Source organism: Variovorax endophyticus (genome assembly GCF_025376855.1).
Lineage (GTDB): Bacteria > Pseudomonadota > Gammaproteobacteria > Burkholderiales > Burkholderiaceae_C > Variovorax.
On record NZ_JAHUTH010000009.1, the window covers coordinates 36559 to 52093 of the forward strand.

15 protein-coding genes are annotated in these 15535 nt (G+C 71.9%); 9 read left to right on the top strand and 6 right to left on the bottom strand.

From position 1 onward, the window contains the following. Window position 1: 1 nt before the first annotated feature. Entirely contained in the window at window positions 2-694 is a 693-nt protein-coding gene (urtE, locus tag KV106_RS13620) for an urea ABC transporter ATP-binding subunit UrtE (protein WP_261210717.1), read from the top strand. Between the two features lie 4 nt (window positions 695-698). On the opposite strand, the gene KV106_RS13625 is transcribed toward urtE, so the two are convergent. After that, window positions 699-1520: an IclR family transcriptional regulator gene (locus tag KV106_RS13625; protein ID WP_261210718.1), complete on the bottom strand. Its 822-nt coding sequence runs from the start codon at window positions 1518-1520 to the stop codon at window positions 699-701. A gap of 97 nt (window positions 1521-1617) precedes the next feature. Between KV106_RS13625 and KV106_RS13630 the strand changes: the two genes are divergently transcribed. The 5 genes from KV106_RS13630 (at window position 1618) to KV106_RS13650 (ending at window position 6678) form a co-directional block, all read left to right on the top strand. Further along, window positions 1618-2403, top strand: coding sequence for an enoyl-CoA hydratase-related protein (locus tag KV106_RS13630; protein ID WP_261210719.1), 786 nt, complete (start codon window positions 1618-1620; stop codon window positions 2401-2403). A gap of 3 nt (window positions 2404-2406) precedes the next feature. After that, complete coding sequence (locus KV106_RS13635; protein ID WP_261210720.1) at window positions 2407-3567, top strand: CaiB/BaiF CoA transferase family protein; 1161 nt, start codon at window positions 2407-2409, stop codon at window positions 3565-3567. 37 nt (window positions 3568-3604) lie between these two features. After that, on the top strand, window positions 3605-4558 hold the full coding sequence (locus KV106_RS13640) for a Bug family tripartite tricarboxylate transporter substrate binding protein (RefSeq protein ID WP_261210721.1): 954 nt from the start codon (window positions 3605-3607) through the stop codon (window positions 4556-4558). Continuing rightward, window positions 4555-5313, top strand: a complete 759-nt coding sequence (locus KV106_RS13645; protein ID WP_261210722.1) for an enoyl-CoA hydratase/isomerase family protein — start codon at window positions 4555-4557, stop codon at window positions 5311-5313. The genes KV106_RS13640 and KV106_RS13645 overlap by 4 nt, the downstream gene beginning before the upstream one ends. Before the next feature lie 120 nt (window positions 5314-5433). Beyond that, window positions 5434-6678 carry an MFS transporter gene (locus KV106_RS13650; protein WP_409976519.1) on the top strand — a complete coding sequence of 415 codons (1245 nt, stop codon included), beginning with the start codon at window positions 5434-5436 and terminating at the stop codon, window positions 6676-6678. Window positions 6679-6682: 4 nt separating this feature from the next. On the opposite strand, the gene KV106_RS13655 is transcribed toward KV106_RS13650, so the two are convergent. The 4 genes from KV106_RS13655 to KV106_RS13670 all read right to left on the bottom strand — a co-directional run bounded on the left by KV106_RS13655 (window position 6683) and on the right by KV106_RS13670 (window position 11105). Continuing rightward, window positions 6683-8605: an esterase/lipase family protein gene (locus KV106_RS13655; RefSeq protein WP_261210723.1), complete on the bottom strand. Its 1923-nt coding sequence runs from the start codon at window positions 8603-8605 to the stop codon at window positions 6683-6685. Between the two features lie 2 nt (window positions 8606-8607). Next, window positions 8608-9666 (bottom strand): Lnb N-terminal periplasmic domain-containing protein, encoded by a 1059-nt coding sequence (locus tag KV106_RS13660; protein WP_261210724.1) that lies wholly within the window; start codon window positions 9664-9666, stop codon window positions 8608-8610. Window positions 9667-9895: 229 nt separating this feature from the next. Further along, complete coding sequence (locus KV106_RS13665) at window positions 9896-10555, bottom strand: anti-sigma factor family protein (RefSeq protein WP_261210725.1); 660 nt, start codon at window positions 10553-10555, stop codon at window positions 9896-9898. Then, window positions 10542-11105: a sigma-70 family RNA polymerase sigma factor gene (locus KV106_RS13670; protein ID WP_261210726.1), complete on the bottom strand. Its 564-nt coding sequence runs from the start codon at window positions 11103-11105 to the stop codon at window positions 10542-10544. The genes KV106_RS13665 and KV106_RS13670 overlap by 14 nt, the downstream gene beginning before the upstream one ends. A 143-nt stretch (window positions 11106-11248) precedes the next feature. On the opposite strand from KV106_RS13670, the gene KV106_RS13675 reads away from it, so the two are divergent. Next, window positions 11249-12490: a YVTN family beta-propeller repeat protein gene (locus tag KV106_RS13675; RefSeq protein WP_261210727.1), complete on the top strand. Its 1242-nt coding sequence runs from the start codon at window positions 11249-11251 to the stop codon at window positions 12488-12490. An 86-nt stretch (window positions 12491-12576) separates the two neighbouring features. Beyond that, the gene (locus KV106_RS13680; protein ID WP_057594399.1) at window positions 12577-13587 is read left to right on the top strand and encodes an aldo/keto reductase; all 1011 of its coding nucleotides are present in this window, start codon (window positions 12577-12579) and stop codon (window positions 13585-13587) included. 24 nt (window positions 13588-13611) lie between these two features. Here the strand turns inward: KV106_RS13680 and KV106_RS13685 are convergent, their stop codons facing one another. Then, entirely contained in the window at window positions 13612-13857 is a 246-nt protein-coding gene (locus KV106_RS13685) for a hypothetical protein (protein ID WP_057594398.1), read from the bottom strand. A gap of 168 nt (window positions 13858-14025) precedes the next feature. Between KV106_RS13685 and KV106_RS13690 the strand changes: the two genes are divergently transcribed. Continuing rightward, entirely contained in the window at window positions 14026-15534 is a 1509-nt protein-coding gene (locus KV106_RS13690; protein WP_261210728.1) for an efflux transporter outer membrane subunit, read from the top strand. Window position 15535 lies beyond the last annotated feature (1 nt).

Sequence of the window (15535 nt, forward strand, 5' to 3'; positions counted from 1 at the left end):
CATGCTGACAGTCAAGAACATCCACCAGTACTACGGCGGCTCCCACATCCTGCGCGACGTGAGCTTCGAGGCCACGCTGGGCAAGGTCACGGTGCTGCTGGGCCGCAACGGCGTGGGCAAGACCACGCTGCTGAAGTCGCTGATGGGCCTGGTGCCGATCAAGAGCGGCAGCATCGAGCTCGAGGGCCGGCCAATCCACAAGGCCACGCCCTACGACCGCGCGCGCGCGGGCATCGGCTTCGTGCCGCAGGGCCGCGAGATCTTCGCGCGCCTCACGGTGGAGGAGAACCTGCGCATGGGCCTGGCCTACAAGCGCGGCGGCACGCCGATCCCGGCCGAGCTGTTCGAGCTGTTCCCGGTGCTCAAGCAGATGATCGGGCGCCGCGGCGGCGACCTCTCGGGCGGCCAGCAGCAGCAGCTCGCGATCGCGCGCGCGCTCGCGCCCAAGCCGAAGCTGCTGATCCTCGACGAGCCCACCGAGGGCATCCAGCCGAGCATCATCAAGGACATCGGCCGCGTGATCCGCATGCTGGCCGACCGCGGCGACATGGCGATCGTGCTGTGCGAGCAGTACTACGACTTCGCGCAGGATCTGGCCGACGACTACCTCGTGATGGAGCGCGGCGAGGTGATCGCGCGCGGCCTCGGCAAGGACATGGAGGCGCAGGGCGTGCGCCAGCTCGTGGCGATCTGACGCCTCAGCGCGCCCAGTCGCGGCGCAGGTCGGCCGCGAGGCGCAGCAGCAGTTGCGCGTGCGCCTCGATGGCGTCGGCCGACACTTCCTCCGCGGTGGGAAAGCTCACGTTCATCGCATAGAGGCTGCCCGAGGGCGCGCGCAGCGGCAGCGCCACCGCGGTCATGCCAGCGGCCCAGTTCGCGTGACAGAAACCGCGCTCGCGCACCGCCTCGAGCGCGGCCTCCACCCGCGGCTGCAGCACGCGCCATTCGGCGCCGTGCGCCTGCCGCAGCCGGCCCAGCAGGGCCTTGCGCTCGCCCGGCTGCATGCCGGCGAGGAAGGCGCAGCCCAGCGAGGTGCTCGCGATCGGGATCCGCGAGCCCGAGAGGATGCGCCGGAAGATCCCGAGCCGGCTCAGTCGCACCGACTCCAGGTAGACCATCTCGAGCTGGTCGGCCACCGCGAGGCCGACGTTGACGCGCCGGCCCTCGGCCAGCGCGCGCATCAGCGGCAGCGCGCGCGCCAGCGTGGCCTCCGAGCTGCGGAAGGACAGCGCGAGGCTCAGGCAAGCGGCTGTGAGGCGGTAGCCGCGCTGCTCGAGGTCGTAGGCGAGAAAACCCGCATCCACCAGCGAACGCGTGAGCCGGCTGACCGTGGGCCGCGGCAGCTGCGCGCGGTCGGCCAGCTCGGCGTTGGTCAGCACGTCCACGCCATGCCGGAAGGCGCGCAGCAGCGCGAGGCCGCGTTCGAGCGAATGGCTGCCGGGCGTGCTGCGCACGAAGGTGCCGGTGGCCTGCGTGCGGGCGCGCGTCGAGCCGGCGGTGGAAGGGCGGGGCGTGGCCATGATTTCGTTCTCCGAAATTCTAAGGTTGTCGCCGCCGGGGCCCGCCGGAATACTGGCCGCATGCCCATCGCAGGGCGCAACGGACCAGGAGACACGCTTGGATTTCACGCAACTGAGGTACGCGGCGATCGGCCGCGTGGCCTCGATCACCTTCGACCGGCCCGACCGGCTCAATGCCTGGACGCCCACGCTCGAGGCCGAGCTGCGCGCGGCCATCGCGCATGCCGAAGCCGACGACGCGGTGCGCGCCATCGTGCTCAGCGGCGCCGGCCGCGCCTTCTGCGCCGGCATGGACATGGCGGTGCTGTCCGACCCGGGCCGGCCGCCCGTGCCGCAGGCCGATTCCGACGACGACGCGGCGCAGCGCTACGGCTACCTCGGCGCGCTCGCCAAGCCATTGATCGCCGCGATCAACGGCGCGGCCGCGGGCGTGGGCCTGTGCATCGCGCTGCATGCCGACCTGCGCTACGTGGCGGCCGGCGCCAAGCTCACGCTGCCCTATGCGCGCCGCGGCCTGGTGGCCGAGCACGGCACGGCCTGGCTGCTGCCGCGGCTGATCGGCCCGATGCATGCGGCCGACCTGCTGCTGACCGGCCGCACCCTGCAGGCCGAGGAGGCCGATCGCATGGGGCTGGCGAGCCTGCTGCCGGCCGAAGGCTTTCTCGATGCGGTGCTCGCGCGCGCCACCGAGATCGCCGAGCTGAGTTCGCCGCGCGCGGTGCGCATCATCAAGCGGCAACTGATTGAGGCCCGCTACCAGACCCTCGGGCAGGCCACGCGCGTGGCCGATCGCGAGATCGCGGCCTGCCGCGGCACCGAGGATTTTCGCGAGGGCGTGCGGCACTTCGTCGAGAAGCGCGCGCCCCGTTTCACGGGACGCTGAACCATGACGGACGACACGAACAGCAGCACCGCGCTGCCGCTGGCCGGCATCAAGGTCATCGAGCTCGGACAGAACATCGCCGGGCCCTACGCGGGCGAGATCCTGTCCTCGCTCGGCGCCGAGGTGGTGAAGATCGAGCGGCCCGGCACGGGCGACGACGCGCGCGGCTGGGGCCCGCCGTTCTGGCGTGGCACCGCGACCACCTTCCAGGCCATGAACCACGGCAAGAAGAGCATCGCGCTCGACCTCAAGGACCCGGCGCAGGCGCAATGGCTGCGCGAGCGCGCGGCCGAGGCCGACGTGTTCGTGCAGAACATGCGGCCCGGCTCGCTCGAGGAACTGGGGCTCGGCGCCGAAGCGCTGCGCGCGCTCAACCCGCGGCTGGTGTACTGCTCGCTCTGGGCCTTCGGTCACAAGGGGCCGATGCGCCTCGCGCCGGGCTACGAGCCGATGGTGCAGGCCTTCGCGGGCATCTTCAGCATCAACGGCGCAGAGAGCGGGCCGTCGGCGCGCGTGGGCATGCAGGTGCTCGACCTCGGCACCGGCGTCTGGGCCGCGCTGGGCTGCATCGCGGCATTGCTGCGCCGCGCTTCGACCGGGCAGGGTTGCGTGGTCGACACCTCGCTGTTCGAGACCGCGCTGGGCTGGCTGCAGGTGATGATGGCCGGCTTCCATGCCACCGGGAAGCAGCCCGAGCGGCACCGCAGCGGCAATCCCAACGTGGTGGTGTTCCAGGCGTTGCCGACCGGGGACGGCGAGATCGTGGTGGCCGCGGCCAACGACCGGCTGTTCGCCAAGCTGGCGCGCGCGGCCGGCCGCGAGGAATGGACGCGCGACGAGCGCTTCGCGAGCAATGCGCTGCGCGTGCAGCACAAGGCGCTGCTGATCCCCGCGCTCGAGGCCGTGTTCCGCACGCGCTCGACGCAGCAGTGGCTCGAGGCGCTCGAGGCCCTGGGCATTCCCTGCGCGCCGATCCAGGACTTCGCGCAGGTGCTCGCGCAGCCGCAGACCGAGGCCATCGGCATCTTGCAGACCATTCCCGGCGAGGAGCTGCGCATCGTCGGGCTGCCGCTGTCCTTCGATGGCGAGCGGCCGCGGGTGCGGCATCGCGCGCCCGGCGTGGGCGAGCACAACGAGGCGCTCGGCGCGAAGGCCCCGGGCTGAGCGCGCACCTCCAGCGACACGAACAACAGGAGACGACATGCAGAGAAGACAGTGCCTCGCCGCGCTCGCGGCCTTGCCGTTCGCGGCCGCGATGGCGGCGGACAACAACAAGCCGATCCAGATCGTCGTGCCCTTCGGGCCCGGCGGCTCGGGCGACATCTCGGCGCGCATGCTGGCCGAGTTCCTCACGCGCAAGACCGGCCGCGCGGTGGTGGTCGACAACCGTCCCGGCGGCAACGGCATCATCGGCGTGGAGGCGGTGCGCAATGCGCCGGCCGACGGCTCGGTGCTGCTGCTGGCTACCACCTCCACGCACCTGGCCAACCCCAGCCTGTTCCGCAAGCTGCCCTACGACCCCGGGCGCGACTTCCGGCTGGTCGGCTCCTTCGGGCCCGGCTCCACCTACATGCTGGTGCGGCCCGACGCGCCCTACAGGACGCTGCAGGACTTCGTCGCCGCCGCGAAGAAGGCGCCGGGCACGATCAACTACGGCCACTTCAACGCCACCTCCAAGGTCACGGCGGCGCTGTTCGCGCACGAGGCCGGCATCGAGCTCGCGGCGATTCCGTACAAGCAGGTGAGCCAGGCGATGTCGGAGCTGATCGCGGGCCAGATCCAGGTGGTGTTCACCGACACCGTGGCCGGCGATGCCTTCGTGGCCTCGGGCCAGTTGCGCGCACTCGCGGTGCACAGCGACGCGCGGCTCAAGCGCTATCCCGAGCTGCCGCTGATCGCCGAGAGCTATCCGGGCTTCAGCATCCGCGGCGGCTTCCTCGGCATCGCGGTGCCGGCCGCCACGCCGGCGGCGCTGCAGCAGCAGCTCAACCAGTGGATCAACGAGGCCGTGACCACCGACCCGATCCGCGCGCGGCTCGAGGGCTTCGCCTTCGCGCCCGCGAAGGTCAGCCTGGCCGAGCTCGCGAGCTTCGAGCGCCAGGAGCGCGAGAAGTGGAAAGGCTACGTCGACATCGCGAAGCTGGAGGTGCAATGAGCGCGGTCGCTTCGGTGGAATCGGGCCATGGGCACGTGGCGCTGCTCGAGCTGCGGCGCGCGCCGTTCAACTACCTCGACGTGCCGCTGCTGCGTGAACTGGCCGACCGGCTCGCGCAGCTCGATGCCGATCCCGATTGCCGCGTCGTCGTGCTGGCCGCCGAAGGCAGGGCCTTCAGCGCGGGCGCCGACTTCAGCGGCAAGGACGATGCGCGCGATCCCGCGCCGCTCTACGAGCAGGCCATGCGCCTGTTCGGCAACGCCAAGCCGCTGGTGGCCGCGGTGCATGGCCCGGCCATCGGCGCCGGGCTCGGCCTCGCGCTGGCGGCCGACTTCCGCGTGGGCTGCGCCGAGGCGCGCTTCAGCGCCAACTTCAACCGCCTCGGCTTCCATCCGGGCTTCGGTCTGAGCCTGACCTTGCCGCGCCTGGTCGGCGCGCAGCAGGCCGCGCTGCTGTTCTACACCGGGCGCCGCATCGGCGGCGAGGAGGCGCTGCGCATCGGGCTGATCGACCAGCTGGTGCCGGCCGATGAAGTGCGCACCAGCGCGCTGGCGCTCGCGGCCGAGATCGCGCTGTCGGCCCCGCTCGCGGTGGAATCGACGCGCGCGACCCTGCGGCGCGGCCTGGCCGAGGCGGTGGCCGCGGCGAACCGGCACGAGCGCGAGCTGCAGTGCGTGCAGTTCGCGAGCGAGGATTTCAGGGAGGGCGTGCAGGCCATGGCCGAACGCCGCGCGCCGCGCTTCCTGCGCCGCTGAGCGGCGAGGGGCAAGAAGGTATCGGGCGGGGCGCAAGCCTTCATCAGCGCGCGTTAAGGGTTTACCCTAAAATCGGGCTTTGCCCGCGCTCGCCGGGCATTCCCCCCAGGAGCTCCGGCCTTGAACGCCCCACCATCCGCCCTCGAAGGCGCGGACACCCCCGCCATCCCGCCCGTCTCGTCGGCCCGGTTCCTGCGCGCCGTGCTCGCGCTCGGCGTCGGCGGCTTCGCCATCGGCACCGGCGAGTTCGTGATCATGGGCCTCTTGCCCGAGGTCGCGAACGACATCGCCGTCAGCATCCCGCAGGCCGGCCACGTGATCAGCGCCTATGCGCTCGGCGTGGTCATCGGCGCGCCCGTGCTCGCGGTGCTCGCGGCCGGCTGGCGCCGCCGCGCCTTGCTGATCGCGCTGATGGCCGTGTTCGCGGCCGGCAACTTCGCGAGCGCGATGGCGCCCGGCTACACCTCGCTGAACCTGCTGCGCTTCGCCACCGGGCTGCCGCACGGCACCTACTTCGGCGTGGCCGCGCTGGTGGCCGCCACGCTCGCGCCGCCCGGGCGCCGCGCGCGCGCCGTGGGGCTGGTGATGCTGGGGCTCACGGGCGCCACGCTGGTCGGCGTGCCGATCGCGGCCTGGCTCGGCCAGCTGTTCGGCTGGCGCGCGGCCTTCGTGTTCGTGGGCGTGATTGCGCTCATCGCCGTGGTGCTGCTGCGCCGCGACATCCCCGACCTCGCCGCGCCCGCGGGCGCCAGCCCCTGGCGCGAACTCGGCGCGCTCAAGCGCAAGCAGGTCTGGTTCACGCTGGGCATCGGCGCCATCGGCTTCGGCGGCATGTTCTCGGTGTTCAGCTACATCAAGCCCACGCTGATCGAGGTGGCCGGCATGCCGCTGGGCGGCGTGCCCTTCGTGCTCGCGCTGTTCGGGCTCGGCATGGTGGTCGGCAACCTGGTGGGCGCGCGGCTGGCCGACAGGTCGCTGATGCGCACCATCGGCGGCCTGATGGCCTATGCGGCGCTGGTGCTGGCGCTGTTCGTCTTCTCGGCCCACAACATCTACACCGCGGGCTTCAACGTGTTCCTGATCGGCACCACCGTGGCCATCGGCCCGGCGCTGCAGATCCGGCTGATGGACGTGGCCGGCGACGCGCAGACCCTGGCGGCCGCGCTCAACCACTCGGCCTTCAACATGGCCAATGCGCTCGGCGCCTGGCTCGGCGGCGTGGCGATCGCCGCCGGCCTGGGCTGGACCTCGACCGGCTGGGTCGGCGCGCTGCTCGCGCTCGCGGGCATGGGCGTCTTCTGCTGGGCCGTGGCGAGCGCGCGCGCCGATGCGCGGCGGCCGCGCGTGGCGGCCTGCGAAGGCTGAAGTCCTAGCGCGGCTGCAGCTGCTCGCGCAGGATGCGCCGGATCTCGAGGATCGCGAGCGGGTTCTCCTGCACGCTGTGCGCCGACGGGATCACCAGCTCCGAGGCCGCGCCGTCGAGGTGCGCGCTGGCATAGGGCACGATGCCGTCGCTCGACAGCGCCTGCGCCAGGCCCGGCGTGTCGTTGCCGATGATCGAGTGGAAGCGCACGCGCGGATTCATCGGCAGGCCCGAGGAGAGCCGCACGAAGGGATCGCGGTCGCTGAGGTTGTCGATGCTGTTGGGAATGCGCAGCGGCCCCGCGTCCTGCCGGCCCGGCGCGATGCGGATCAGCTCGCGCGAGATGTCGCTCAACTGCCCCAGCATCGCCACCGGCAGCGTGATCAGGTTGGCGACCCAGCGCGAGATGCGGTTGTTGGCGAAGTCGGTGCCGCGGTGCGGCGAGGCGATGAAGATCGCGTCGCTGACCTGCGGCAGCGGCTCGAAGCGCAGGTAGGGCGCGAGCTTCTCCTCGATGCGCCGCTGCTGCGCGCCCGGCATTGGGTAGCTGGCCAGCAGCGCGTCCCAGAGCTTGTCCTGCGACGACGACACCATCAGCCGCGACAGCACGCCGCCCATGCTGTGGCCGATCAGCGTGATGTCCTTCGAGGCCGGGGCCTGGCCCGTGGGATCGAAGTGCTGCAGCGTCTGCGTCACGGCCTCGCGGATCGCGAAGTTGTTGAGCGGCAGCGGCGCATTGGTCGGGTAGTAGACCTGCCAGATCTGGTAGCGGCGGCGCAGCGTCTCGTCGCCGAGCACCTCGTTGGCCACGTTGATCCAGGCCTCGGGGCTGCTCGCGAGGCCGTGCAGCATGATGACCGTGCGGCGCTCCGGGTCGTAGGGCTGCATCAGGTAGATGCGCGGCTGCGTGAGTCCGTCGCGACCGCCGAACAGGCTGCGCAGCGCCTGCAGCGCGAAGTCGGAGCGGGCCAGCCACAGGCCGTAGCCCGAGGTGAAGTTGGCGGCCAGCGGCACCTCCTGCCCGGCCAGCTGCACGTTGGCCGTGCGATAGGGGTCGTAGGCCGCGATGCGCAGCCTGCGCGTGGCCAGCACCTCGGCGAGGTTGCCGCCCTCGAACAGCAGCAGCGCGGTGACGGCGGGGAAGGGCATCTCGCGGTAGGGCGGGCGCGGCTCGGCGGTATCGCGCGCGGGCGCCTTCTCGTCGGTGCGCTGGCTGTCGGCCGCCACCAGCTCGGCGCCGAAGCCGTCGCGCCGGTAGGTGTTGCGCAGGCCCGAGAAGGTCAGCGAGGCGGCGGGGATCAGCTCGTCGGGCAGCGGCGCGTCGGCGGGCAGGCGCAGGCCCGACACGTCGGCCTCGATGCGCCAGTCGCCCACGCGCGGCACCTGCGGTTGGGCCGCGCCGTTGCGCCGCGCGCCGCGGTACAGGCCCGTGATGGCCTGCTGCACCGCGTAGTTGTAGTAGTCGCGCACCTGCGTCTGCCGGTCCTCGAAGGCACGGTCGCGCGGCTTGCGCACGGTGAAGAACAGGTAGGCATAGGCATGGCGCGCGCTCTCGAGCCAGGCCTCGATGGCGGCGGTATCGGCGCTCGAGCCCGGCGGCGTCGCGCTGCCGCTCTTCTCGGCCGCGATCGCCACCTGCAGCCACACCTCCGACAGCGCCGACAGCCGCTGCTCGTCGCTCAGGCCCGGCGAGTCGGCCAGTGCGCTGCGGCAGGCCGGGCCGTCCTTGCCGCACAGCTCGGCATCGGAGCCGATCACGCGCAGCACCTCCTCGGCCGAGGTGCTGAGCCGGCCCGTGGTGAGCACGTCGCCGCGGCGCTGCGCGAGGTATTCGGCGGGCGAGATCGAGCCCACCTTCACGCCCGCGCAGCCCGCGAGCAGCGCGGCGGCACACAGCAGGGCCGCCAGGCCGGGGAGACGCGCGCGCATCGTCACGGGGCCTCGGCGCCCGGCAGCCCCTGCCGGATCGCGCGCGAGAAATCGACGCCCGGCACGGCATCGCTCGCGATCGCGCGCTGCGTGATGCGCCCGTCCGTGCGCAGCGCCTCGAGGCTGTAGCCCGGCGTGAGCCCGCCCACGTCGTACAGGTAGTCGGGCAGGTAGCCCGAGGCCAGCAGCCGCCAGTCCATCGGCAGGCCCGGCACGATGCGCCTGGCGAGGTCGTAGACGATGGTGGTGCAGTTGGCCGTGAGCGTGTTGTAGAAGCTCGGCGCGCGCAGCAGCGCGGCGCTCTGGTCGAGATAGGCCAGGAACAGCGAGCGCATCTCGGCCTGTGGCAGCCGCACGCGGTACATGTGGACGTCCTCGCCGCGCACGTTGGTGCGCACGCGCAGCACGTCGCGCTCCTCGGCCGCGACCAGGCTCAGCTCGAAGCGCCGGAAGAAGCCGCCGATCGACGAGAAGCTCTCGCCGCGCTCCTTGCGGATCTCGATCGAGAAGGTGAGGAAGCGGCCGTCGTCGAAGCCGAAGGACACCAGCGTGTGCGCGATCGCCGGGCCCATCCAGTACGAGACCGAGACGTCGACCGAGCGCAGGCGCTCAAGGTCGTAGCGGCGCGTTTCCCAGCGCGGCGTGTAGTCGGTGTCGCTGCGCCAGTCGAAGTTGCGCACGTTCTCGAGCGTGACCATGTTGCCGTCGACGCGCGCCACCAGCTGGCGCGCGACGTCGTCGGCCCAGTCGCGCTGCTGCAGCGGCACGATGGTGTTCCACCAGCCCAGCAGCAGCGCGAAGCCCACCGCGTAGGACAGCAGGGCGCGCGCGGCCCGGCCGCGCCACAGCAGTACCAGGGCCGCGAGGCCGAAGCCGCTCCACAGCACGGCGGCGAGGACCTTGCCCGTCTCGCCCACGGGCAACTGGTACCAGAGCGCGAGGCAGGCCCAGCCCGTCGACAGCAGCAGCACCAGCGAGGCCGCGACGCGGCCAACGATGCGCAGCAAGGTCCGGAACCCGGAGGCGGAATGCGTGATGGCTTGGGAGGGGGAGGGGCTCATTCGGGAAACGCGTGGATCGGCGCCGAGCTTAAACGCAGTCCCGCGCGCCGACCGCGACCGCGCGGTGTGCTGAGACGAAGACGGGATCGGGCGGCCGAACGCAGAAATCGCGAAGGTCTCGCAGAAGTCGCAGAAGGAGAAACCAGGATTTCTCTTCTTTTCCTTCTGCGACTTCTGCGTAACTTTTGTATTTCTTCTGCGTTCGGCTGCCCGATCCCGTCTTCAGCCGCTAAGGGCGCACCGCCGTCCTCGCATGCAGCAGCGCCGCGAAGTGGCGCAGCTCGGCCGCGTTGAGGTCCGACACGGCCCAGGCCTGCATGCCGCCCTGGGTCCAGTGCGCGAGCTGGTAGCCCTGCCGCGTCGAGAAGGCCGGGGCCTGTGGCTTCTCATCGACCGCGGGCCAGACGAAGACATTGATGACGTGCGGACCCGAGCGATAGACCAGCGCCGCCACCGTGCGCCCGTCGAGGTAGTCGAGCCGCCCACCCGTCAGCGCGAAGCCCTCGGCGGCGAGGTCCACCACCGGCGGCGAGAAGTCGAGCTTGCCGGCGAACCAGGGCTTGACCGTGTGCTGGTCGGTGGAGGCCACGTCGGCCAGGTGCGAGGCCATCAGCGAGCGCACATGGTTGGCCGTGACCTGCGCGCCGAGCAGCTCGAGGGGCGCCGGCGATGCCAGCAGCACCAGCGCCAGGCCCCAGGCCGCGGCCGCGCCGGTTCCGAATCCGAGCAGGCCCTGCCACCAGCCGTGACGGCGCGGCGCCGGCGTTGCGGGTGCGCCGGCCTCGGCGCGCACCGACAGCGCGATGCGCTCGGCCAGGCCGGCGGGCGGCGCATGGCGCGTGGCGTGCTGTCGCATCAGCGCTCCCAGCTCGTCGTCAGGAATTGGCATGCCGTGTCCTTTCCCGCGCCGGGCCCGGGCGCTCGTCGCGCAGGCTCTCGCGCAGCAGGGCCCGCGCGCGCGACAGCCGCGACATCACGGTGCCCAGCGGCACGCCGGCGATGCGTGCGATGTCTTCATAGCGCAGCTCCTCCAGTTCGCGCAGCACGATCGCTTCGCGGTAGACCGCGGGCAGGGCGTCGATCGCTGCATTGACGCGCTCGCCCTGCACGCGCCGCTCCCACAGCCGCGCGGGATCGCCGGCCTCCGGCGTCGTCGCGTCGGCCGACTCGCTGTCGCGCAGCTCGTCGAACTCCACCTGGTCGGCCAGCTGCCGGTTCTGCCGCATCCAGTCGTAGCAGGCGTTGCGCACGATGCCCAGCAGCCAGGGCCGCGCGTTCTCGCCGCGCAGCCCGTCGAAGAAACGGAAGGCCCGCAGGTAGGCCTCCTGCACCGCGTCCTCGGCCAGGCGGTCGTCGCGCAGCAGCCAGCGCGCGAGATTCCAGGCCGCATCGAGATGCGGCAGGGCGGCGGCTTCGAACTGGCGGGTGCGGTCGGTCAAGGGACGTGCTTTGGGGGCATGACGCGGCGGGCGCGCGTTTTATTCCAGCCCTGCGCGAAAAAATTTCGGGGAATAGACGAAGGGCACCGCGCGTCATGCCCTGTGCCGATTCTCTTCCTCTCTTCTTTCAGGAGTGTTCCCCCATGACCGCCTTTCCAGGATTCGCACGCCTGCTCGCCGTTCTCGCGGCCTCCGGTGCCCTGGCCTTCCCGGCGCTGGCCGCCGGCCCCAAGGCCTACGTCGGCAACTTCAAGGACAGCACGCTCAGCGTGATCGACACCGGCAGCGAGCGCGTGCTCGCCACAGTGCCGGTGGCCGCGGGGCCCGACGGCATCGTGATCTCCCCGAACGGCCAGCGCGTGTTCGTCAGCGGCTCCAGCGCCTCGGCGGTGAGCGAGATCGACGCCGCGACCGACCGCGTGACGCACACCATCGAGGTCGGCCAGGGACCGCAGGGCCTGGCCACCACGGCCGATGGCAAATGGGTGCTGGTGGCCGTCAACGGCGACGACCGCGTGGCCTTCATCGACACCGCGACCCATGCCGTGGCCGCGAGCGTGGCCGTGCCCAAGCCGCACACCATCGCCGTGCGCCCCGATGGCCGTCAGGCCTACGTGGCCTCGCAGGCGCCGGGCCATTTCTCGCTCGTGGTGCTCGACCTGGCGACGCGCAAGACGGTCTCGGAGATCGCGCTCGACAAGCCGCCGCGCGACCTCGAGTTCGGCCCCGACGGCAAGGCGCTCTACCTGACGCTCGCGGGCGTGCCCGCGGTGCAGGTGCTGGATGCGGCCACCAATCAGTGGCTGGCACCGATTCCCACGGGCGTGTCGCCCCACATCGCGCAGCACTTCGCGGGCATGGCGAGCGGCGTGGTCGTGGTGCAGGGGCCGGGCGAGGTGATGCTGTTCGACCCCGCGACGCGCACGCCGGGCCGCAGCATCGCCGTGGGCACGCAGCCGCACTGGCTCGACATCTCGGCCGACGGCGGGAAGCTGTGGGTCAGCAACGAGGGCTCGAACGACGTCAGCGTGATCGATCTGGCCGGTGGTCCGTCGCACACCGTGGCGGTCGGCAATGCGCCGCGCAAGGTGGCGGTGCAGCGCGGCGCGCCGGCCGGGCATGCGGGCGGCTCGGCGCACGTGGCGATCCGCAACTTCGCCTTCGAGCCGGCGCAGATCACCGTGAAGGTGGGCCAGCCCGTGCGCTGGAAGAACGACGACGGCGCGCCCCATGGCGTGGTGTTCAGGAAGGGCGGCCCCGCGGGCATGGACCTGATGCTGCCGGGCCAGGACTTCACGCAGACCTTCGACAAGCCCGGCGTCTACGACTATGCCTGCTCGGTGCATCCCTACATGACGGCACGCGTCACGGTGATTGCACCCTGACGTGCAGGCCTCGGGCGGCCTGCCTATGATGGTCGTGCAGCCACGCGCGCCTGCGCGGTTCGGCCGTTTCACAGGAACCATCCACCATGAGCATTCCCACCACCCGCCTGGGCCGCACCGGCCTGACCGTCTCGCGGCTCGCGCTCGGCACCATGACCTTCGGCCTGCAGACCGACGAGGCCGTGTCGCACCGCATCCTCGACAAGGCCGCCGAGGGCGGCATCAACTTCCTCGACACCGCCGACGTCTACCCGCTGGGCGGCACGGTCGAGACCACGGGCCGCACCGAGGAGATCATCGGCAACTGGCTCGAGAAGCAGGGCCCCGCGGGCCGCCGGCGCTTCGTGGTCGCGACCAAGGCGGTCAACAAGGTCGGCCCCAATCCCTGGGACCAGGGCGCCTCGCGCAAGCACCTGCTCGATGCCATCGACCTCTCGCTCAAGCGGCTGAAGACCGACCACGTCGATCTCTACCAGCTGCACATGGACGACCGCGAGACGCCGCTCGAGGAGAGCATCGAGGCGCTCGACACCATCGTGAAGTCGGGCCGCGCGCGCTATGTGGGCGTGTCGAACTTCCTGGCCTACCGGCTCGCGCGCGCGCTCGGCAAGGCCGACCTGCTGCGGCTCACGCGCTTCGTCTCGGTGCAGCCGCGCTACAGCCTGCTGTTCCGCGAGATCGAGCGCGAGCTGCTGCCGCTCGCGAGCGAGGAAGGGCTGGGCGTGATCCCCTACAACCCGCTGGCCGGCGGCCTGCTCACCGGCAAGTACAAGCCCGGCGCCAGCCCCGAGGCGAACACGCGCTTCACGCTCGGCACGGCCGGCAACATGTACCAGGACCGCTACTGGAACGAGCGCAGCTTCAACACCGTGACGCAGCTGCATGCGCTGGCCGACGAGGCGGGCGTGCCGCTCGCGACGCTGGCCGTGGCCTGGGTGATGGCGAACCCGCTGATCACCGCGCCGCTGCTCGGCGCGAGCCGGCCCGAGCAGCTCGACGCGACGCTCGCGGCGGCCGAGTACCAGCTCGACCCGGCGCTCAAGCAGAAGCTCGACGAGCTGACGGCCGAGTACCGCAAGGGCGACGCGCCGCGCTGAACGCGGCCGGCGCCGCCTTGCGCCTCAGCGCCAGCCGCGGTGCCAGCCCGCGTGCGGGTTGTACCAGCCCCAGCCGTAGTGCGGGTGGTAGCGCCAGCCCCAGCCGGGGCCGGGCGAGACGTAGGTCGGGCCGACGATGGCCACGCCCACCGGCGGTTCGATCGGCGCGGCATACACGGCCGCGCCGTGCACCGGCCCCACCGGTGCCACCACGCAGGCACTGAGACTGGCCGCCGCGGCAAGGGCCGCGGCAATCGCTGCGAGTTTCATGGGTCGCTCCTGAGAATGCGTTGTTGAAGACTTCGGCTTCTTCAATGCCGCGGGCGGTCCCGAAGCCGACGCCTCGGCGGTAAAGATTTCTTAGCGCGCGCCAACTGACAGCTTTGTCAGGAAGTCGACAGCGAGCGGTTGGAAGGCGGGTCCTAGAGTGGCCGCACCATGGCTCGCTTCGCCGCTCCCCCCTTCTCCGACCTCCCGCGCCGCGCCCTGCGCGCGCCCGCCGCGGCCGCGCTGGCCGCGCTGCTGCTCGCGGGCTGCGCGGTCGGCCCCGACTACGTGCGGCCGGCGATGGAGCTGCCCGCGGCCTACAAGGAAGACGGCCCGTGGAAGACCGCCACGCCGCGGGCCATCGATCCCTCGCACCCCTGGTGGGAAGCCTTCGGCGACACCACGCTCAACGCGCTGGTGGTGCAGGCCAATGCCGCCAACCAGAACATCCGCCAGGCCGAGGCCCAGTACCGCGAGGCGCGCGCGCTGGCCTCGGCCGCGCGCGCCGGCTTCTATCCCACCCTCGGCCTGAACGCCGGCGCCAACCGCGCGCAGACCAACAGCACCGGCAGCATCGAGCGCCGCACCACCGACACCCTGGGCCTCGCCGCGAGCTGGGAGCCCGACGTCTGGGGCGCGGTGCGCCGCTCGGTCGAGGCCGGCGATGCCGGCACGCAGGCCAGCGCCGACGACCTCGCGGGCGCGCGCCTGAGCATCCAGACCACGCTGGCGCAGGACTACCTGCAGCTGCGCGCCATCGACCTGCAGCGCGCGCTCTACGCCACCACCACCGCCGCCTATGCGCGCGCGCTCGAGCTCACGCAGCACCAGTACGCGGCCGGCACCGTGCTGCGCTCCGACGTGGCGCTGGCCGAGAGCCAGCTGCGCACCGCGCAGGCGCAGGGCGTGGATCTCGAGGCGCAGCGCGCCCAGCTCGAGCATGCGATCGCGGTGCTGACGGGCCAGGCGCCGGCACGCTTCTCGCTGGCCGCGCTGCCGGCCAGCGAGAACCCCGCGCTCGCCAATGCCGGCACGCTCGGCGTCCGGCTGCCGCTCGCACCCGCGGGCCTGCCTTCGGAACTGCTCGAGCGCCGCCCCGACATCGCAGCGGCCGAGCGCCGCGTGCAGGCCGCCAATGCGCAGATCGGCGTGGCCAAGGCCGCCTACTTCCCGCAGATCGTGCTGAGCGCGAGCGGCGGCTTCAGCGCCGGCAAACTGGCTTCGCTGTTCGACACGCCGAGCCGCGTCTGGTCGCTGGGCGCGGTGCTCGCGCAGACCGTGTTCGACGGCGGCCTGCGCAAGGCCCACAGCGAGCAGGCCGTGGCCGCCTACGACGCCTCGGTCGCGCTCTACAAGCAGACCGTGCTCGGCGGCTTCCAGCAGGTCGAGGACAACCTCGCCACCCTGCGCGTGCTCGACCACGAATCGCAGCTGCAGGCGCAGGCCGTGCAGGCCGCGCAGACGGCCGAGCGCCTCGCGCTGGCCCAGTACCGCGCGGGCACCGCCACCTACCTGAGCGTGGTGACCGCGCAGCAGCTCTCGCTGACCAACCAGCGCACGGCAGCGCAACTGCTGGCGCGCCAGCTCGCCGCCAGCGTGGCGCTGATCGCGGCCACCGGGGGCGGCTGGCATGCCGATGCCGCCACCACCGCCGCCGCCGCAACGACTTCCGGAACCTGAT